15 protein-coding genes are annotated in these 18,191 nt (G+C 61.6%); 6 read left to right on the forward strand and 9 right to left on the reverse strand.

Annotation, left to right across the window (positions count from 1 at the left end; translation table 11 throughout):
* The first annotated feature begins 82 nt into the window (after positions 1-82).
* The gene (locus tag CAF65_RS20025; RefSeq protein WP_085717839.1) at positions 83-1,309 is read left to right on the forward strand and encodes a 3-hydroxyacyl-CoA dehydrogenase; all 1,227 of its coding nucleotides are present in this window, start codon (positions 83-85) and stop codon (positions 1,307-1,309) included.
* Positions 1,310-1,482: 173 nt separating this feature from the next.
* A complete protein-coding gene (locus CAF65_RS20030) occupies positions 1,483-1,905 on the forward strand; it encodes a thioesterase family protein (protein WP_085717840.1) in 423 nt (140 codons plus the stop codon).
* A 65-nt stretch (positions 1,906-1,970) separates the two neighbouring features.
* Here CAF65_RS20030 and CAF65_RS20035 read toward each other — a convergent pair whose 3' ends face one another.
* The 5 genes from CAF65_RS20035 to yrfG all read right to left on the reverse strand — a co-directional run bounded on the left by CAF65_RS20035 (position 1,971) and on the right by yrfG (position 7,685).
* On the reverse strand, positions 1,971-2,462 hold the full coding sequence (locus CAF65_RS20035) for a glycine zipper domain-containing protein (protein ID WP_085717841.1): 492 nt from the start codon (positions 2,460-2,462) through the stop codon (positions 1,971-1,973).
* A gap of 299 nt (positions 2,463-2,761) precedes the next feature.
* Positions 2,762-5,110 (reverse strand): FdhF/YdeP family oxidoreductase, encoded by a 2,349-nt coding sequence (locus CAF65_RS20040; RefSeq protein WP_085717842.1) that lies wholly within the window; start codon positions 5,108-5,110, stop codon positions 2,762-2,764.
* Positions 5,107-5,946, reverse strand: coding sequence for a formate dehydrogenase accessory sulfurtransferase FdhD (fdhD, locus tag CAF65_RS20045; RefSeq protein ID WP_085717843.1), 840 nt, complete (start codon positions 5,944-5,946; stop codon positions 5,107-5,109). The genes CAF65_RS20040 and fdhD overlap by 4 nt, the downstream gene beginning before the upstream one ends.
* 92 nt (positions 5,947-6,038) lie before the next feature.
* Positions 6,039-6,926 carry a LysR family transcriptional regulator gene (locus CAF65_RS20050; protein WP_085717844.1) on the reverse strand — a complete coding sequence of 296 codons (888 nt, stop codon included), beginning with the start codon at positions 6,924-6,926 and terminating at the stop codon, positions 6,039-6,041.
* Between the two features lie 96 nt (positions 6,927-7,022).
* Positions 7,023-7,685 carry a GMP/IMP nucleotidase gene (yrfG, locus tag CAF65_RS20055; RefSeq protein WP_085717845.1) on the reverse strand — a complete coding sequence of 221 codons (663 nt, stop codon included), beginning with the start codon at positions 7,683-7,685 and terminating at the stop codon, positions 7,023-7,025.
* 88 nt (positions 7,686-7,773) lie between these two features.
* Between yrfG and nudE the strand changes: the two genes are divergently transcribed.
* Positions 7,774-8,340 (forward strand): ADP compounds hydrolase NudE, encoded by a 567-nt coding sequence (gene nudE, locus CAF65_RS20060; RefSeq protein WP_008019034.1) that lies wholly within the window; start codon positions 7,774-7,776, stop codon positions 8,338-8,340.
* Positions 8,337-9,164 (forward strand): 3'(2'),5'-bisphosphate nucleotidase CysQ, encoded by an 828-nt coding sequence (cysQ, locus tag CAF65_RS20065; RefSeq protein WP_085717846.1) that lies wholly within the window; start codon positions 8,337-8,339, stop codon positions 9,162-9,164. The genes nudE and cysQ overlap by 4 nt, the downstream gene beginning before the upstream one ends.
* 108 nt (positions 9,165-9,272) lie before the next feature.
* Here cysQ and CAF65_RS20070 read toward each other — a convergent pair whose 3' ends face one another.
* The 4 genes from CAF65_RS20070 to rfbC form a co-directional block, all read right to left on the reverse strand.
* The gene (locus CAF65_RS20070) at positions 9,273-9,728 is read right to left on the reverse strand and encodes a thioesterase domain-containing protein (RefSeq protein WP_085717847.1); all 456 of its coding nucleotides are present in this window, start codon (positions 9,726-9,728) and stop codon (positions 9,273-9,275) included.
* Positions 9,729-9,768: 40 nt separating this feature from the next.
* Positions 9,769-11,163 carry a sigma-54 dependent transcriptional regulator gene (locus CAF65_RS20075; protein ID WP_085717848.1) on the reverse strand — a complete coding sequence of 465 codons (1,395 nt, stop codon included), beginning with the start codon at positions 11,161-11,163 and terminating at the stop codon, positions 9,769-9,771.
* Complete coding sequence (locus CAF65_RS20080; RefSeq protein ID WP_085717915.1) at positions 11,160-12,968, reverse strand: ATP-binding protein; 1,809 nt, start codon at positions 12,966-12,968, stop codon at positions 11,160-11,162. Before CAF65_RS20080 ends, CAF65_RS20075 begins: the two co-directional genes overlap by 4 nt.
* Before the next feature lie 91 nt (positions 12,969-13,059).
* Positions 13,060-13,605 (reverse strand): dTDP-4-dehydrorhamnose 3,5-epimerase, encoded by a 546-nt coding sequence (rfbC, locus tag CAF65_RS20085; protein ID WP_085717849.1) that lies wholly within the window; start codon positions 13,603-13,605, stop codon positions 13,060-13,062.
* Positions 13,606-13,795: 190 nt separating this feature from the next.
* Between rfbC and CAF65_RS20090 the strand changes: the two genes are divergently transcribed.
* Together CAF65_RS20090 and aguA are read left to right on the forward strand one after the other, a co-directional pair.
* Positions 13,796-16,708, forward strand: a complete 2,913-nt coding sequence (locus CAF65_RS20090) for an aminotransferase (RefSeq protein ID WP_085717850.1) — start codon at positions 13,796-13,798, stop codon at positions 16,706-16,708.
* A gap of 272 nt (positions 16,709-16,980) precedes the next feature.
* The gene (gene aguA / locus CAF65_RS20095; protein WP_085717851.1) at positions 16,981-18,087 is read left to right on the forward strand and encodes an agmatine deiminase; all 1,107 of its coding nucleotides are present in this window, start codon (positions 16,981-16,983) and stop codon (positions 18,085-18,087) included.
* The last annotated feature ends 104 nt before the right edge of the window (positions 18,088-18,191 follow it).

Raw genomic sequence — 18,191 nt, forward strand, 5'->3', positions numbered from 1 at the left:
CATCACAGGAATAAATTTCAAAAAAGCCCGGTGGCTGACTATGGTGATGGCTGTCTTCGGATCGCCAACAAGAGAACAAAACATGAGCCAGACACCGTCGAATATTCAGCGCGCCGCCGTCATCGGCGCGGGCACCATGGGTCGTGGCATTGTCATGTGCCTGGCCAACGCTGGAGTGGCTGTGCAGTGGGTCGACAACAACCCGCAAATGCTGGAGCAAGCGCTGGCCACCGTGGCGGACACCTATGCCCACAACGTGCGCCAGGGTCGGATTGATCAGGGCGAAGCCGATGCCCGTATCGCGCGCATTACGGCGGCAGATGATTATGTGGCCATCCGCGATGTCGACCTGGTCATTGAAGCGGTGTACGAAAACCTTGAGCTCAAGCGGAAAATTTTCCGCGAGCTCGATGGCCTGCTCAAACCTGAAGCGATCCTGGCGAGCAATACTTCGGCGTTGGACATCGACGCTATCGCGGCGGCGACACGCCGGCCGCAGCAAGTGCTGGGCCTGCATTTCTTCAGCCCGGCGCACATCATGAAGCTGCTGGAAATCGTCCGCGGCGCACGGACGGCGCCAGCAGTGCTCGACGCGGCACTGACGCTCGGCCAGCGCATGGGCAAGGTCAGTGTGGTAGCGGGCAATTGCGACGGTTTCATCGGCAACCGCATGCTCAATACCTATGTGCTCGAAGCGCGCAAAATGCTGCTGGAGGGCGCTTATCCCTATCAGGTGGATGCAGCGCTGCAAGGGTTCGGTTTTGCCATGGGGCCGTTCCGCATGTTCGACGTGGTCGGCGTCGACCTGCAGTGGCGCGCCCGGCAACTATCCGGTGTCGGGCAGGACGCACCAGAGGTTCAGGTGGATAACCGACTGTGTGAGATGGGGCACTTTGGTCAGAAGAGTGGTAATGGCTATTACCACTATGAGCCGGGCAGTCGCCAGGCCGAACATGATCCACAAGTGGATGCTCTGGTGCTGGAAGTCAGCGAAAGGTTGGGGTTCCACCGTCGCGTGATCGGCCCGGAGGAAATTCTCGAGCGCTGCTTGCTGGCACTGGTCAATGAAGGCGCGAAGATCCTGCAGGAGGGCATTGCCGGGTCAGCCCATGACATTGATCTGGTTTACCTCAATGGTTACGGTTTCCCGGCGGACAAGGGTGGCCCGATGGCCTGGGCCGACCAGCAAGGGTTGGCGGATATTCATCGGCGCTTGATGGACCTTGAGACGCTTCAGGGCGATCACTGGCAACCGGCGCGGTTGATCGGGGTGTTGGCGGCGGCCGGCAAGGGCTTCGCTGACAAGTGATTGAAGTGGCGCCTGTGAGGGCGCTTTCGCGAGCAGGCTCGCTCCCACAGACGATATGCGGTGAAGACAGTCTGTGTGTCCGATTGAGATCCAGTGTGGGAGCGAGCCTGCTCGCGATGAATACAACGCGGTTTACCCCTTAGACTGGCGAACCCAATCAGGAATCAACGCTAATGCCCCAACGCACCGACTACCCGCACTTCCAGTCCATCACCACCCGCTGGCACGACAATGACGCCTACGGTCACGTCAACAACGTCACCTACTACAGCTTCTTCGATACGGCGGTGAACACTTACCTGATCGAAGTCGGTGGCCTGAACATCCATGGCGGCGAGGTGGTGGGGTTCGTGGTGAGCTCGGCCTGTGATTACTTTGCTTCCATTGCCTTCCCGGACCGTATCGAGATCGGTCTGCGGGTGGGCAAGTTGGGTAACAGTTCGGTGCAATACGAACTGGCGGTGTTCAAGCAAGGGGAAGATGACGCCTGTGCGGCGGGACGCTTCGTGCATGTGTTTGTCGATCGTGCGTCGAATCAACCCGTAGCGATTCCTTCAGGATTGCGTGGGGCGCTGGAGCGTCTGGTGGTTCAGTAAGGCAAAAAAATCGCAGCCATTGGGCTGCGAATTTTGATGTACTCACCGGCGAGGCGCTCGAGGCCTTAATCGCGGTAATACCTGTGGTGGTGCTTGCGATGGCCATAGGCATGGCCGCGGCCCGGATGGCCACGCCAGTAACGACGATCATCATCGTCGTCGTCGCGATAGTAACGACGATGGCCGCTTTCATCATCGTACTCTTTGCCCATGTGGTTACCCAGTGCGCCACCGACGCCGCCGCCTGCTGCTGCGCCGATCAGGCTGCCGGTGGTGCCGCCCATGCTGCGGCCGACCACGTTACCGCCTGCAGCACCCAACGCACCGCCAATGGCTGCTTCGCCACGGCTGTGTTTGTTTGCGCCGACGGCGCTACCACCCGCGCCACCCAGGGCCGCGCCGATGGTGGAACCTGTACTGCCGCCCAACGACTGGCCGACGACCGAGCCTAGAACCCCGCCCAATGCGCCGCCTACACCGGCTTCGGTGGTGCCGCCAGCAGACGCGATACCGCTGACCAGGCCAAGGGACAACAAGAGAATCGAGGAGAACTTCATGGAGGAACCTCTAGGGGATGACGGCGCGATCCTGAGGCTCTGGAATGGGCGTGACAATCGAAATCCGACGAATAACACGACCGGTATACAATATTGCAAGTTACTGTTTTTTGGGCGGAACTTAACGTTTTTTTGCGGGTCTTTTACTACTTCGCAAAGGCCGTTTTCATGAGGAAACGGCCTTTTTTGTGGGTGAAAGGAAAGTGCAGGGTCTGGAGTTTTCGGTGATTGGTCTGGCACCATCGCGAGCTTGCTCCGGGCGGCGTTCCGACGATGAGGCCAGTCCAGACGCTGAGCGTTTACGCGGACCTGGCCATGATCAATCCGGTCTCGCTCGCCGCTTCCAGCCGGATCGCCACGAACTTCGATGTTGGCGTATGGCTGCCATCGCCGGTGCTTTCCAGCGGCACCAACGGGTTCACTTCCGGATAGTAGGCCGCCGCTTGCCCGGCCGGGATATCAAACGCCAGCAGCGTGAAGCCTTTTACCCGACGTTCAACGCCATCGTCCCAGAGCGAGACGATGTCTGCCTTCTGCCCCGGCTTGAAGCCCAGGCGGATGATGTCGGCTTCGTTGACGAAGAGCACATCGCGCTGACCTTTGACCCCACGATAACGATCGTTGAGACCATAGATGGTGGTGTTGTACTGATCGTGGGAGCGCATCGATTGCATGATCAGATCCGGCAGCACACCGGTGGCGCGGGTGCGTTCGTGCACCAGATCTTTGGGCAGCACGTTCGGACGGAAATTGGCCCGGCCCGAGGCGGTGTTCCACTTGCGTGCACCAGCGCTGTTGCCCAGGTAGAAGCCGCCTGGATTCCTGACCTTCTCATTGAAGTCCTTGAAGCCTGGAATGGTCTCGGCGATCAGGTCGCGGATACGGCTGTAGTCTGCCACCAGCCAGTTCCAGTCCACCGGGTGGTTGCCCAGGGTCGCGGCAGCGATGCCGGCCAGGATCGCCGGTTCCGAGCGCATCTGGTTCGACAGTGGCTGCAACTGACCATTGGAGGCATGGACCATGCTGAATGAATCTTCGACGGTCACCGCTTGCGGGCCTTCGGTCTGGATATCGATGTCGGTGCGGCCCAGGCACGGCAGGATCAGCGCGTCCTTGCCATGGGTCAGATGGCTGCGATTGAGCTTGGTGCTGATCTGCACGGTCAGGTCGCAGTTTTGCAGGGCCTGGAACGTGCGCGAGCTGTCCGGTGTTGCCTGGGCGAAATTGCCGCCCAGACCGATGAAAACTCTCGCCCGGCCTTCAGCCATCGCATGAATCGCCTCGACCACGTTGTGGCCGTTGTGACGTGGCACCTTGAACTGAAAGCGACGCTCCAGGGCATCGAGGAACGCCACCGGCGGCCGTTCGTTGATGCCCATGGTCCGGTCGCCCTGCACGTTGCTGTGGCCGCGTACCGGACACAGACCGGCTCCCGGCCGGCCAATGTTGCCGCGCAGCATCATCAGGTTGGCGATTTCCTGGATGGTCGCCACCGAATGGCGATGCTGGGTGATGCCCATGGCCCAGCACATGATGACGTTCTTGCCCTTGGCATACATGCGCGCCGCTTGTTCGATCTCTACTAGCGTCAGGCCCGACTGCTCGACGATCTGCTCCCACGGTGTTTCGTCGATGGTCGTCAGGTACTCCAGCACATTGGTGCTGTGTTCATTGAGGAAGTCGTGGTCGAACACCGCCGGGGCGCCGCTGCGCTGTGCATCGCGCTCCCACAGCAGGAGGAATTTCGCCATGCCGCGCATGATCGCCATGTCGCCGCCCAAGGCCGGACGGAAGAACGCGGTGTTGGTTGGCTTGTCGCCGTTGGTGAGCATTTCGATCGCGTGCTGCGGGTGCTGGAAACGTTCCAGGCCACGTTCCTTGAGCGGGTTGATGCACACCACCTGAGCACCGCGCTTCACCGCTTCGCGCAGTGGTTCGAGCATCCGCGGGTGGTTGGTGCCGGGGTTCTGGCCCCAGACGAAAATCGCATCGGCGTGCTCGAAGTCGTCGAAGGTCACGGTGCCTTTGCCGACTCCGACGCTTTGCGACAACGCGACACCGCTGGCCTCGTGACACATGTTCGAGCAGTCAGGGAAGTTGTTGGTGCCATAGGCGCGCACGAACAGTTGATAGAGATAGGCTGCTTCGTTGCTGGCGCGGCCTGAGGTGTAGAACTCGGCCTGATCCGGGCTGGATAAACCGTTCAGGTGTTTGGCGATCAGCGCGAAGGCGTCGTCCCAACTGATCGGCTTGTAGCGGTCGGTCTCGGCGTCGTAGCTCATCGGCTCGGTCAGGCGGCCCTGATATTCGAGCCAGTAGTCGCTTTGCTCCAGCAGCGAAGTGACGCTGTGTCTGGCGAAGAATCTGGCGTCAACCCGGCGCTTGGTCGCTTCCCAGTTCACCGCCTTGGCGCCGTTCTCGCAGAACATCACCATGCCCTTTTCCGGAGAATCGCCCCAGGCGCAACCCGGACAGTCGAAGCCACCGTTCTGGTTGGTCTTGAGCATTATGCGGAGGTTTTTCAGCGCGTTGTCACTAGTCAACCAGGCCTGGGCGACGCTGATCAGTGCGCCCCAGCCACCGGCCGGGCCTTTGTAGGGTTTGTAGCGAGGGACAGGTGTCTGGTCGGCTTGACGGTGTTGACTCACGCTTGATTCTCCGACGTTGGGCTGTACACCCGCGGTGCATTCTTCTGTGGCAAATGGATGAGGTTGAGGTTGTGGCGGCGGGCCCATTGCACGGCAAGGCCGGTGGGCGACGACAGGCTGACCAGGGTCTGGATGCCGGCACGCAAGACCTTCTGGATCAATTCGAGGCTGCATCGACTGGTGACAATCACCAGCCCGCCAGCGGTCGGGATTTTTTGCCGGATCAGCCCGCCGATCAGTTTGTCGAGGGCGTTGTGCCGGCCGATGTCTTCGCGCCCCAGCAGCAACTCGCCTTGACCGTTCATGAACACAGCCGCGTGCACCGCACCGCAATGCTGGCCCAAGGGCTGGAAGGCGCCGATGCGCTGGCGCAGGCCATCGAGCCATTCGGCCGGCGGCAGCGGGGCGCCGGGCAATACCTGTAGGTCTGGCAATGCCTGCTCGACCGCTTCCACGCCGCATAGCCCGCAACCACTGGTGCCGGCCAGTTGCCGACGCTGTTGCTTGAGGTTCCAGAAGGCGCGGTTGGCGATGGTCACTTGCGCGTATTGCGCTGACCCTGAGCCGCTGAGTTGCAGGTCATAAATATCAGTGGCGTCGATGATGATGCCGCTGCCCAGGCTGAAACCGACGATGAAGTCTTCGAGGTCCGTTGGCGTCACCAGCATGACTGCCTGGCTGATGCCGTTGTAGGCAATCGCCAACGCGACTTCCTCGGCCAGCGCGGCGCTGTCCGATTCCGAGTATTCAAGGTTGCTGTAGCTGTACGTCTGGCTTGCGGCGGGCGCGGGCGTTTCGAGGGCAGGCGCCGCGCAGGCTGGGCGCTTGGCGTTCATGGCATCACCGATGGATTGATCAGCTTTAAGACTAGGCGCGGCAACTTGTCGCGTCTAATCGCTATTACTGATCTGCCGATAGATACCGTCGATCATGAGTTCGTCTGCGATTGCCGATAGATCGCGAAACAGGCCTCCGCCAGGGCCGAGCGTGGCGCGCTTCGACGCATGATCAGCCCCAGGCGACCAAGGGTCTGGGCGTTCTCGATCGGTTGCAGGCGCAGGTGTTCGGTCAGCCCTTCGAGGCCACCGTCCAATGGCATCACGGCACAACACAGGCCGCCGTGCACAGCTTGCAGCAGTTGATGAACAGCGTCGGTCTGTAGCAACGGTTGCGGGGTGAGGCCGCGGCTGTGGAAGTTATGATCGATGGATTGGCGAAAGTGCATGCCGCTGGTGAGCATGCCCAGTGGCAGTTCGATCAATGATTCCCAGCTCAGTGGCGCCTCGCCAAAGGTGAAGAAGCGTTGGTCGTAGAGCAGCCCCATGCGGGTTTCGCTGAAGGCCAGGGAGTCGAAATGTTCGGCGTCGAGGCGTTCCAGATAGGAAACACCGAGGTCAAGGCGATTGTTCGCCAGTTGTTCGAGGATCTGCTCGGAACTCAGGGCCGAGAGTTCGAAACGCAGGTTCGGATGCTCCCCGTGCAGGCGTTGCAGCAGCGGCAGCGGATCGAAGCTCGACAGCGGCACCATGCCCAGGCGCAAGGTGCCGATCAGGTTGCCACGACAGGCGGCCGCTTCGGCGTACAAACCGTCATAGGCTGCCAGTACCGTGCGCGCCCAGGCCAGTACCCGCTCGCCCGGCGCGGTGAAGCCTTCGAAGCGCTGGCCGCGATTGACCAGCGGCAGATCGAGTTCTTCTTCGAGGCTGCGCAGGCGCATGGACAGGGTCGGCTGGGTGATGTGGCAGCGTGCGGCGGCCTGGCCGAAATGGCGGGTTTCGTCGAGCGCGATGAGGAATTTCAGCTGCTTGATGTCCATCTTCGCTCCTGGGCGCGGGAAGGGGCCGATTCTATCGCAAGCGGGGTCATTGGTCGGGTTGGATTCGCAAGTGATGGCCTTCGCGGGCAACTCGGTCTAAAGACCTGCAATCAAGTCCCGATAGTCCCCAACCGCTGCAAACTCCGCCGTATCCTTCGGCCCTTTGCGGCTGTCTGGTTCGCGCACGGCCAGCAGATGCGCCACGCCAAAGTCCCGTGCGCTGCGCAGGATCGGCAAGGTGTCGTCGATGAACAGGCTGCGCGCCGGATCGAAACTGATGTCGGCTTGCAGCGCATCCCAGAACTGTGGGTTTTCCTTGGGGAAGCCGTAGTCATGGGAACTGATCAAGCGTTCGAAGTAGGGCGCCAGTTCGACTTTTTCCAGCTTCAACGACAATGCATCCCGATGGGCATTGGTGATCAGCACCACGCGCTTGCCGGCCTGTTTGATCGCCGCCAGAAAGGTGTCGGCGTCCGGGCGCAGGGCGATCAGGTGTGCGGTTTCCAGCTTCAGGTTGCGTACCGACAGCTTCAGTTCGGCGCTCCAGAAGTCCAGGCAGTACCACTGCAACTGGCCGGCATTGCGCTCGAACAACGGCTGTAATTCCATCTCGGCCATGGCCCGGCTGACCCCGTGCAGTTCGGCGTAACGCTGGGGCAGGTGCTCCATCCAGAAATGATTGTCGAAATGCAGATCCAGCAGCGTGCCGTCCATGTCCAGCAGAACGGTATCGATGTCGGACCAGGGTAATGAAGGCATGGCAACGTCTCGGGCAGTAGAAAGATTTCTGGCGTAAACAATCGGGAAAGCCGCGTTATAGTAGCGCGTTCACGCCAAGGAGCTTTGCATGCGCCAGAAACCCACCATACTCGCCCGCGAAATTGTCGCCACCAGTCGATTGTTCTGCGTGGAGGAGCTGAAGTTGCGCTTTGCCAATGGCGTGGAGCGCACGTATGAGCGCCTGGTCGGCAAAGGGGCAGGGTACGGCGCGGTAATGATCGTGGCGATGCTCGATGCCGAGCATGCAGTGCTGGTCGAGGAGTATTGCGGCGGCACGGATGAATATGAAATGTCATTGCCCAAGGGTTTGATCGAGCCGGGTGAAGACGTGTTGGCAGCAGCCGAGCGTGAGCTCAAGGAAGAGGCCGGGTTCGGCGCACGGCAACTGGAGCACCTGACCGAGTTGTCGTTGTCCCCCGGTTACATGAGCCAGAAGATTCAGGTGGTGCTGGCTACCGACCTCTACGAAGAGCGCCTGGAAGGCGACGAACCCGAGCCGATGCGGGTGGACAAGGTCAATCTGCGTGAACTCTCGGCGCTGGCGCAAAACCCGCAATTTACCGAAGGCCGTGCCTTGGCGGCGCTGTACCTGGCCCGAGACCTGTTGACTCAGCGTGGAGCGTTCCAGCCATGAATTTTCCGCATCCGCTGATGGCGCCGGTCATCGAGCTGGCCTTGCAGGCTGGTGAGGCGATCCTGCCGTTCTGGCGCACAGGCACGGCCGTTACGGCGAAGGCTGATGAGTCGCCGGTGACCGCTGCTGACCTGGCCGCGCACCATCTGATTCTGGCCGGGCTGACGGCGCTCGATCCGACCATCCCGGTGCTCTCCGAAGAGGACGCCAATATTCCCCAGGGCGTTCGTGCCGGCTGGCAGCGTTGGTGGCTGGTCGATCCGCTGGATGGCACGAAGGAATTCATCAGCGGCAGCGAAGAGTTCACCGTCAACATCGCCCTGATCGAAAACGGTCGAGTGGTGTTCGGTGTGGTGTCGATGCCGACCAATGGCCGTTTCTATGTCGGCGGCGCCGGCCTCGGTGCCTGGCGCGGCGATAATGGTGGCACGCCTGTGGCGATTCAGGTGCGTGACGCCTTAGCGCCAGGCGAGTCGTTCACCGTGGTGGCCAGCCGTCGCCATTCAAGCCCGGAACAGGAGCGTTTGCTGGCCGGGCTGAGCGCCAGCCTTGGCGAGCTGCAACTGACCAATATCGGCAGTTCGCTGAAGTTTTGCCTGCTGGCCGAAGGGGCGGCGGATTGTTATCCGCGCCTGGCACCGACTTCGCAGTGGGATACGGCGGCAGCGCAAGGCGTGCTGGAAGGCGCTGGCGGCGAGGTGCTGGAGTTGAACGGTGAGCCGTTCAGCTATCCGGCGCGGGAATCGTTGTTGAACCCATTCTTTCTGGCGTTGCCAGCCAAGGCTGCGTGGCGGGATAAACTGCTGGCGCTCGCTACCCTGTAGGAGCGAGCACGCTCGCGATGGTCGTCAACGATAACGCTGGCAACCTGGCACTCCGCGGTGCCTGGTCTTCCCTCGCGAGCGTGCTCGCTCCTACAGAGGTAGTGGCGCCTAACGGTGCAGTACATACTGCCCGACAAACCTCACCGCATCCTCATCACGGCCTTCATTGACGACCCGCGTATGCAGCGTCAACCGCGCTCGGCTATATCGCTGGAACGTGCTCAGGAATTTCTTCCAGATCACCGGATCCGGCGCCCGGCAAATGGCGTTGGCATCGCCCGTCACCGGCAGCGGGTAACTGATCTGCCCTTCCTGAATCACGATATGCCCGTCTGTAATGCCTTCTTCTTTAAGGCGCAAATGCAACCAGCCCCAACCGGCCAGTACCGCGCCGCAATACAGGCTGCCGCCGAACATGGTGCTCTTGTGATTGACGTTGGCTTCCAGCGGCAAGTGCAGGCGCAGTTGCTGGTCATGCCAGTCGAGCACCTTGAGGCCCATGTCCCGGGTGAGGGGAATGTCGTGATGGAGGACTGATTCCAGTTGTCGACTGTCGCGGCTCATTCAGAGGCCTCTTGCTTGAAGTGGATGATTGGACGGTAGCTCAGTCGAGGTCGTCAGGGTGCGCCGAGGCACCACTGTCCGAGAAGCTCAAACCGTGTTTGCGCAGTTTATCGTGCAGGGTCTTGCGTGGTACGCCGAGGGCTTCGGCAACACTGCGCACGGAGCTGTGCGGGCGTGCCAGTTCGGCGGCAATGAGGGTTTTTTCGAAGTTCTCCACCTGCTCGCTCAAACCGCCGCTGACGACTTCGACCCTGTTGCCGGCGCTGCCATCCGGCGTGCTGTTGTCGAGGGCCAGTTCCAGCCCGAGGGCAAAACGCTCGGCCGCATTTTGCAGCTCGCGCACGTTGCCGGGCCAGGTATGGCGCAGCAGCAAGGCTCGATGTCCCGGTTGCAGTTCATGGGGCGGCAAGCCGTGGCGGGCACTGGCTTCATCGGCAAAATGCTGGAACAGCATCAGGGCGTCTTCGCCCCGTTCGCGCAGCGGTGGAATCCGCAATGGCGCGACGTTCAGGCGGTAATACAAGTCGGCACGGAAACGCCCTTGATCCGCTGCCTGGCGCAGGTCTTCCTTGGTGGCGGCGATGATGCGGATGTCCAGCGGGATCAGTTGATTGCCGCCCAGGCGTTCGACCACCCGTTCTTGCAACAAGCGCAGCAATTTGACCTGCACATCCAGGCTCATGCTTTCGATTTCATCGAGGAACAAGGTGCCGCCATTGGCGAATTCGAACTTGCCGATGCGGCGTTTCTGCGCCCCGGTGAAGGCGCCGGGCTCGTGGCCGAACAGCTCGCTTTCGACCACTGATTCGGCCAGGGCACCGGCGTTGATCGCCACGAACGGTCCGTTGCGACGGTTCGATAAATCGTGCAGCGCCCGGGCCACGACTTCTTTGCCAGCGCCGGTTTCGCCGAGGATCAGCACATCGGCCTTGGTCGCGGCCAGGGCGCCAATCTGCTCGCGCAGGCGCAGCATCGAAGGTGAGTGGCCAACCAGACGGGCGCTTAGCTCATTGCGGTCGCTCAGGGCCAACCGCAGGCTGCGGTTGTCCAGCACCAGCCGGCGCAGGGCCAACGCGCGGCGCACGCTGTCAAGCAGGGCGTCGCTGGCAAACGGTTTTTCCAGAAAGTCATAGGCCCCGGCGCGCATGGCCTGTACGGCTAGCGGCACATCGCCGTGGCCGGTGATCAACAGCACCGGCAGCTCAGGGTCCTGGGCGTGCAGTTCGGTCAGCAGCTCCAGGCCGTCCATGCCGGGCATGCGGATGTCACTGACCACTACCCCCGGCCAGTCGCGCTCCAGTTGCGCGGCCAGGCCCTTGGCTTCGGCCAGCGGCAGGATTTTCAGGCCGGCCAGATCCAGCGTTTGGCTCAAGGCCTGGCGCAAGTGGGGATCGTCGTCGATCAACACGACCTGAATGCGGTTGTCGATGGTCATGCACTTCGGTCCTCGGACGGTTGCAGGCTCACGCCCGGTGCGCCTGCGCGCAGTTTCAGGGTAATCAGGGCGCCGCCCTCCTTGTGATTGGCGAACGACAGTTCACCGCCGAAGGCGCGCATCAGGGTTTCGCAAATCGCCAGCCCCAGACCCAGGCCCTGGGTGCGGGTCTTGGTGGTGTAGAACGGCTCGCTGGCGCGCCCAAGGGCTTCCATGCAAAAGCCGGGGCCATTGTCACGAATGTACAGGTTGACGCCATCGGCCGTGGATTGGGCACTCAGCCAGAGTTTACGTGGCGGGCCTTTTTCCGTCAGGGCATCCAGGGCGTTGGCCAGCAGATTGCCGAGTACCTGGCGCAGGCGGGTTTCCCCGGCCTCGACCCACAGGGTGGCGGCGGGCAAGTCGCGGATCAGTTCGACATCCATGCTGCGTCGGCGCTTGGCCAGCAAGGCCAGGGCATCATCCAGCGCCGGTTGCAGGGCGACGCTTTCCGGGGCATGGCGGTCGCGCCGGGCGAAGGCGCGCAGGTGGGCGATGATCGAGGCCATGCGACCGGTCAATTCACTGATCAGCTTGAGGTTGCCGCGGGCATCGTCGGTGCGCTGGTGATCGAGCAGTACTTCGGCGTTTTCCGCGTAGCTGCGAATCGCTGCCAGCGGCTGGTTGAGTTCGTGGCTGATGCTCGCCGACATGGTGCCCAGTGCCGACAATTTGCCAGCCTGCACCAGGTCATCCTGGGCGCGTACCAGCTCCTGCTGAGCCTGTTCGCGCTCCAGCACTTCCTGTTTCAGGCGCCGGTTCAGGCCTTCGAGATCGCTGGTGCGCTCGGCGACCCGACCCTCGAGTTCGCGACGGGCCTTGGCTTCGAAAGCAATGCGTTCGAGGTAATGGCGACGGCGCTGCATCATCAGGCCAAGCAACAGCATCAATACCAGCAGCGTTGCACCACCGATGGCCACCACCGTGCGCACCGGGCGGTCAATCAAGGTACGTGGGGCGAGGATGCTGACATTCCAGCCGGTTTCGGCGATCTGCTGGGTCTGGGTCAGCCAGGCATCGGGGTTGAGCTTCAGCGGTTTGGGCTCGCGGGTGGGATAGGGTTGAATCGCAGTGATGGCTTTGCTTTCTTCCTCGTTCAACGGGCGGGTCGAGCGGAATCGCCACTCCGGACGCGAGGTGAGAATGACCACGCCGTTGTGGTCGGTCAGCAGCAATTGTTCCGGGGTTTTGCCCCAGAGGCTTTCGGTGTGGTCAAGGTCGACCTTGACCACCAGCACGCCAACGATTTTTTCGCCATCGCGCACGCCGGCGGCGAAGAAGTAACCGCGCTTGGCGGAAGTCGTGCCCAGGCCGAAAAAGCGCCCGAGCTTCCCGGCCATGGCTTCGCTGAAATACGGCCGGAAGGAAAAATTGCGCCCGACGAAACTGTCGTGCTTGTCCCAGTTGGAGGCGGCCAGGGTCTTGCCGGTGGCGTCCATCAGGTACATGACTTCGGCGCCGGTCTGGGTCGCAATGTTTTTCAGCAGGCGGTTGGCATTGCCTTGGGTGACGCCATCGTCCGGCGCACCGAGAGCGGCGCGCAGGGCCGGCAGGTCGCCGAGGATCTGCGGCAACACTTCATAGCGGTGCAGGGTACCCAGCAGGTTGGCGACGTAGAGATCGAGGGTCTGACGATTCTGGCTGGCCAACTCGCTGCGGTAATAACGCTCGGCGAGATGCTCCAGCGGCCACAGCAACGGCGCCAGGCACAGTGCCAGCAGAGCCAGGCTGCGCCAACGGGGTCTGGGGGGGAGAGTCGGTTTCATGAGCAGCATGCGCCTGAGGGTACAGGCGCATTATGCCTAGGCTTGCGCGCGCAGTCTGCGCGGCAAGTGATGCAGCGATCGGGACGCTGAGTCAGGGAAAAACGTCGGCATCCTTGAACAGTGGCGCGGCCTGGTCCTTTGCGGACAGCAACGGCGCAGACTCCAGTTGCCAGTCGATGGCCAGGTCCGGATCGTCCCAACGAATGCTGCGCTCGGCAGACGGTGTGTAGTAGTCGGTGGTTTTATAAAGAAACTCGGCGTAGTCGCTCAGCACCACGAAACCGTGGGCGAAGCCTTCCGGTACCCAGAGTTGGCGATGGTTGGCGGCAGACAGGCGCACGGCGACCCATTTACCGAAGTTCGGCGAGCTGCGGCGAATGTCCACAGTCACATCGAGTACTTCACCGTCGGTTACCCGGACCAGTTTGCCCTGGGTGTTTTCCAGTTGGTAATGCAAGCCGCGAAGTACGCCTTTTTGAGAGCGGGAGTGGTTGTCCTGAACGAATTGGGTGTCAAGGCCGGTGGCTTCTTTGAAAGCCCGGGCATTGAAACTCTCGTAGAAGAAACCACGTTCGTCACCAAAGACCTTGGGTTCGAGGATCAGAACACCGGGCAGGTCGGTGGTCACTACATTCATGGTGGTTCTCCGGCAGTGTGCGTTTGATGGCCGCCATTCTTGCGCAAAGCGCCGACGGGAGCGAGTGCTCAAGTAAAAATCTGCCGGCCTGTTCCAGCCCTTGTAAACGACGAGTACCGGTCCCGGGGGGTTGCGTATCGCCCTGAGCAGTGGCGATATAGGCGCCTAATAAAATTTCAGGGGTCGTTGTATGTCGCTCGCCACGTTGATTCATCGCGCCAGTTTGCCCAGCCCGCAGGTGTCTGCGGAGCAAGCGCTAGAGCTGCTGGAAGAACACTACGGGCTCAGCGGCAGGTTGCAGGCCCTTGGCAGCCAGCAAGACCTGAACTACCGCGTCGACAGCGAGCGGGGACGTTTCGTCCTGAAAATCTGCCGTGGCGATTACTCGGTACTTGAGCTTCAGGCACAGCATGCCGGGCTCAAGCACTTGGGCGAGCATCCCGATGTCCATGTGCCGCGCGTCATCGCGGCGAAAAACGGCGCAGACCTGCTGTCTCTGGACGTTGGCGGCCAGGCAGTGCACGTTCGCCTGCTCGATTACATCGAAGGCCAGCCGCTGACGAGCCTCAGCCATTTCAACCCGACGGTGGTGTCCGGCTTCGGTCGCCTGTGCGGTGAAATGGACCTGGCCCTGGCGGACTTCGACCATCCGGGTCTGGTGCGAACCCTGCAGTGGGACGCCCGCCATGCTCACGCCCTGATCGCGCACTTGCTGCCGGTGATCAAGGATGAAGACCAGCGCAAACTGATCGTCGAAGCGTCCGGGCAAGCCGAGCGGCATTTGCAGCCACTGGAAGACAAACTGCCGGTGCAGGCCATTCACATGGACATCACCGACGACAATGTGGTGTGGCAGCGCGATGCGCAACGCCACTGGCAGCTGCAAGGCGTGATCGACTTCGGCGACCTGGTGCGCACCTGGCGCATAACCGATCTGTCGGTGACCTGCGCCGCGCTTCTGCATCATGGCGAGGGCGATCCGTTCTGCATCTTGCCAGCGGTACAGGCGTATCACGCGGTCAATCCGTTACAGCACGAAGAGCTGCTGGCGCTGTGGCCGTTGATCGTTGCTCGCGCGGCGGTGCTGGTGCTCAGTGGCGAACAGCAGGTCAGCATCGACCCGGGCAATGCCTACAGCCGCGACAATCTGGTGCATGAATGGGAAATCTTCCGTGTGGCCACGTCGGTGCCGTTGGCGTTGATGGAGGCGGCGATCCTCACGGCGGTCGGCCAGAATCTTCCGGCCATCGGCAGTGAAGGCTTTGCGCCGCTGTTGCCGAGCCTGGTGGGGCGTGAGTTCGCCTTGATCGACCTGGGAGTGCTCAGCCCGCATTTCGAGGCCGGGAACTGGGAGCAGGAGGGCGTCGACCAGCGCCTGCTGGATGAAGCGGCCGCGGCACATGGCCTGGTGGCCAGTCGTTACGGACAATACCGCTTGTCCCGCACCCGCCCGGACAGCGCCACTGAGCCTGATACTTGCCCGTTGCACGTCGAGTTGCGTGTGCCTCGGGGCACGGCGGTCGAAGCGCCGTTTGCCGGGGTGGTGCATCAGCCATCCGCCGGCGTGCTGCAACTGGACGGCCCGCATTTGAGTCTGCGGCTTTGGGGCGTCACGCCGTCGCTGCACAGCGGCGCTGCACTGGTCAAAGGCCAGGTGCTGGGTTCGGTCAGCGGACCCTTGATCGTGCAGTTGTGCCGTGGCGGGTCGATCGATGCGCCGTTGTTCTGCACGCCATCGCGCGCCGCCGCCTGGCAGGCGCTGTGCCCATCACCTGCCGCGTTGCTAGGGCTGGCTTGTGATGCTGAAGCAGAGCTCGACGGAGTGGCCTTGCTGGCACGCCGCAACGCCAGTTTCGCCCGTACGCAAAAGCATTATTACGTCGACCCACCGCGCATCGAGCGTGGCTGGCGCAACCATTTGATCGACATGCAGGGGCGTTCCTACCTCGACATGCTCAACAACGTTGCGGTATTGGGCCACGGTCATCCGCGCATGGCGGCGGTTGCCAGTCGCCAGTGGTCGTTGCTCAATACCAACTCGCGTTTCAACTACGCGGCCGTGGCCGAATTTTCCGAACGATTGCTGAAACTGTCCCCTGACGGCATGGACCGTGTGTTCCTGGTCAACAGCGGCAGCGAGGCCAACGACCTGGCGATTCGCCTGGCGTGGGCCTACAGCGGCGGCCGTGACATGCTCAGCGTGCTGGAGGCCTACCACGGCTGGACGGTGGGGGCCGACTCGGTGTCGACCTCGATCGCCGACAACCCCAAGGCCTTGAGCAGCCGCCCGGACTGGGTGCATCCGGTGACCGCGCCCAATACCTATCGCGGTGAGTTCCGCGGGCCGGACAGCGCGCCGGATTATGTGCGAAGCGTCGAACACAACCTGGCGAAAATCGCCGGGCAGAAACGCCAACTGGCCGGTTTCATCTGCGAACCGGTGTACGGCAATGCCGGCGGTATTTCGCTGCCACCGGGCTATTTGCAGCAAGTCTATGCAATGGTTCGGGCCCAGGGCGGCGTGTGCATCGCCGACGAAGTGCAGGTCGGCTACGGGCGCATGGGCGATTTCTTCTGGGGCTTCGAAGAGCAGGGCGTGGTGCCGGACATCATCACCATGGCCAAGGGCATGGGTAACGGCCAGCCGCTGGGCGCGGTCATCACCCGCCGGGAAATCGCCGAGGCGCTGGAGGCCGAGGGTTACTTCTTTTCGTCCGCCGGTGGCAGCCCGGTCAGTTGCCAGGTCGGCATGGCCGTGCTGGATGTGATGGAAGAGGAAAAACTCTGGGAGAACGCCCAGGTCGTTGGCGGGCACTTCAAGAAGCGCCTCGAAGCGTTGATCGATATTCATCCGTTAGTGGGCGCGGTGCATGGTTCCGGTTTCTACCTGGGTGTCGAACTGATCCGCAACCGCGAAACCCTGGAGCCGGCCACCGAAGAAACCACCGCACTGTGCGATCGCTTGCGTGAACTGGGGATCTTCATGCAGCCGACCGGCGATTACCTGAACATCCTCAAGATCAAGCCGCCGATGGTCACTTCGCGCCAGAGCGTGGATTTCTTCGTGGACATGCTGTCGAAGGTGCTGGCGGAAGGCTTGTAAACCCAACCCCAAGGAGCGAGCTTGCTCGCGATAGTGGTCTTCCAGTCAAAAAATGGTGACTGATATGGCCTCATCGCGAGCAAGCTCGTTCCTACAGGGGGTGCGGTTTTAATTCGATTGATATCGGCTTTTAATCGATAATTTTTGTAGCTGTGGATTGACGGTGCTTTAAAAGCCGATATTTATCGGATATAAAGTCGCCACAGCCCACGGCGTTTACACATACGCTTCCATTTCTGTCAGGTATCAATGCCACTCTGGAGTCCTGAGCCATGACCACGTTGAACAGCACCCCTCGCGCCGACGGCTTCTATATGCCAGCCGAATGGGCACCCCAAACCCAGACCTGGATGATCTGGCCCGAGCGCCCGGACAACTGGCGCCTGGGTGGCAAACCGGCGCAAGCCGCGCACGTGGCAGTGGCCAAAGCCATCGCCCGATTCGAACCGGTGACCGTGGCGGTTTCCGCCGGCCAGTACGAAAACGCCCGTGCCCGTCTGGACGTGCCGAATATTCGCGTAGTGGAAATGTCCAGCGACGACGCCTGGGTTCGCGACTCCGGTCCGACCTTCGTCATCAACAACAGTGGCGAAGTCCGTGGCGTGAACTGGGATTTCAATGCCTGGGGCGGTTTTGACGGCGGCCTGTATTCGCCGTGGAACCGTGACTCGCAGGTCGGCGGCAAGATCCTCGAGATCGAGCGCAGCCCGCGCTATCGCACCGAAGGCTTCGTGCTCGAGGGTGGCTCGATTCACGTCGACGGCGAAGGCACGCTGATCACCACCGAAGAATGCCTGCTCAACCGCAATCGCAACCCGCACATGAATCGCGCGGAAATCGAAGCGGTCCTGAGTGCGAACCTGGCTGTGGATAAAATCATCTGGCTGCCGGATGGCTTGTTCAACGACGAAACCGATGGCCATGTGGATAACTTCTGCTGCTATGTGCGCCCGGGCGAAGTGCTGCTGGCCTGGACCGATGATCCACAGGACCCGAACTACCCGCGCTGCCAGGCGGCGATGAAAGTGCTGCAAGGCAGCACCGACGCCAAGGGCCGCCCATTCACGGTGCACAAGATGCCGATTCCGGGTCCGCTGTTTGCGACCGAGGAAGAATGTGCCGGTGTCGATCCGGTCGATGGAACCCAGGAACGTAACCCGACTGTTCGTCTGGCCGGTTCCTACGTGAACTTCCTGATCGTCAACGGCGGCATTATCGCGCCGAGCTTTGACGACCCGCAGGATGGCCCGGCCAAGGAAATCCTGCAGAACCTGTTCCCGCAGCATGAAGTGGTGATGGTGCCTGGCCGCGAACTGTTACTGGGGGGCGGCAATATTCACTGCCTTACCCAGCAACAACCAGCGCCGCACAAGGAGTGAGTGAGGTTGTAACATCTTGAGTTGATTGCGAAATCCCTCAGGCTGTCAATCAGCCCGCTGCATTGCACAGAGCCCGCAGCCCGTCAGGGGTGCGGGCTTTTTTG

It is taken from the genome of Pseudomonas sp. B28(2017) (assembly GCF_002113025.1).
Lineage (GTDB): Bacteria > Pseudomonadota > Gammaproteobacteria > Pseudomonadales > Pseudomonadaceae > Aquipseudomonas.

Excerpts from the sequence above, each read along its gene's own strand:
- CAF65_RS20070 (WP_085717847.1), bottom strand. The coding sequence starts at position 9,728 with ATGAGCCGCGACAGTCGACAACTGGAATCAGTCCTCCATCACGACATT.
- fdhD (WP_085717843.1), bottom strand. The coding sequence starts at position 5,946 with ATGAACGCCAAGCGCCCAGCCTGCGCGGCGCCTGCCCTCGAAACGCCC.
- rfbC (WP_085717849.1), bottom strand. The coding sequence starts at position 13,605 with ATGAATGTAGTGACCACCGACCTGCCCGGTGTTCTGATCCTCGAACCC.
- yrfG (WP_085717845.1), bottom strand. The coding sequence starts at position 7,685 with ATGCCTTCATTACCCTGGTCCGACATCGATACCGTTCTGCTGGACATG.
- aguA (WP_085717851.1), top strand. The coding sequence starts at position 16,981 with ATGACCACGTTGAACAGCACCCCTCGCGCCGACGGCTTCTATATGCCA.
- CAF65_RS20035 (WP_085717841.1), bottom strand. The coding sequence starts at position 2,462 with ATGAAGTTCTCCTCGATTCTCTTGTTGTCCCTTGGCCTGGTCAGCGGT.
- nudE (WP_008019034.1), top strand. The coding sequence starts at position 7,774 with ATGCGCCAGAAACCCACCATACTCGCCCGCGAAATTGTCGCCACCAGT.
- CAF65_RS20025 (WP_085717839.1), top strand. The coding sequence starts at position 83 with ATGAGCCAGACACCGTCGAATATTCAGCGCGCCGCCGTCATCGGCGCG.
- CAF65_RS20030 (WP_085717840.1), top strand. The coding sequence starts at position 1,483 with ATGCCCCAACGCACCGACTACCCGCACTTCCAGTCCATCACCACCCGC.
- cysQ (WP_085717846.1), top strand. The coding sequence starts at position 8,337 with ATGAATTTTCCGCATCCGCTGATGGCGCCGGTCATCGAGCTGGCCTTG.
- CAF65_RS20050 (WP_085717844.1), bottom strand. The coding sequence starts at position 6,926 with ATGGACATCAAGCAGCTGAAATTCCTCATCGCGCTCGACGAAACCCGC.
- CAF65_RS20090 (WP_085717850.1), top strand. The coding sequence starts at position 13,796 with ATGTCGCTCGCCACGTTGATTCATCGCGCCAGTTTGCCCAGCCCGCAG.
- CAF65_RS20080 (WP_085717915.1), bottom strand. The coding sequence starts at position 12,968 with ATGAAACCGACTCTCCCCCCCAGACCCCGTTGGCGCAGCCTGGCTCTG.
- CAF65_RS20075 (WP_085717848.1), bottom strand. The coding sequence starts at position 11,163 with ATGACCATCGACAACCGCATTCAGGTCGTGTTGATCGACGACGATCCC.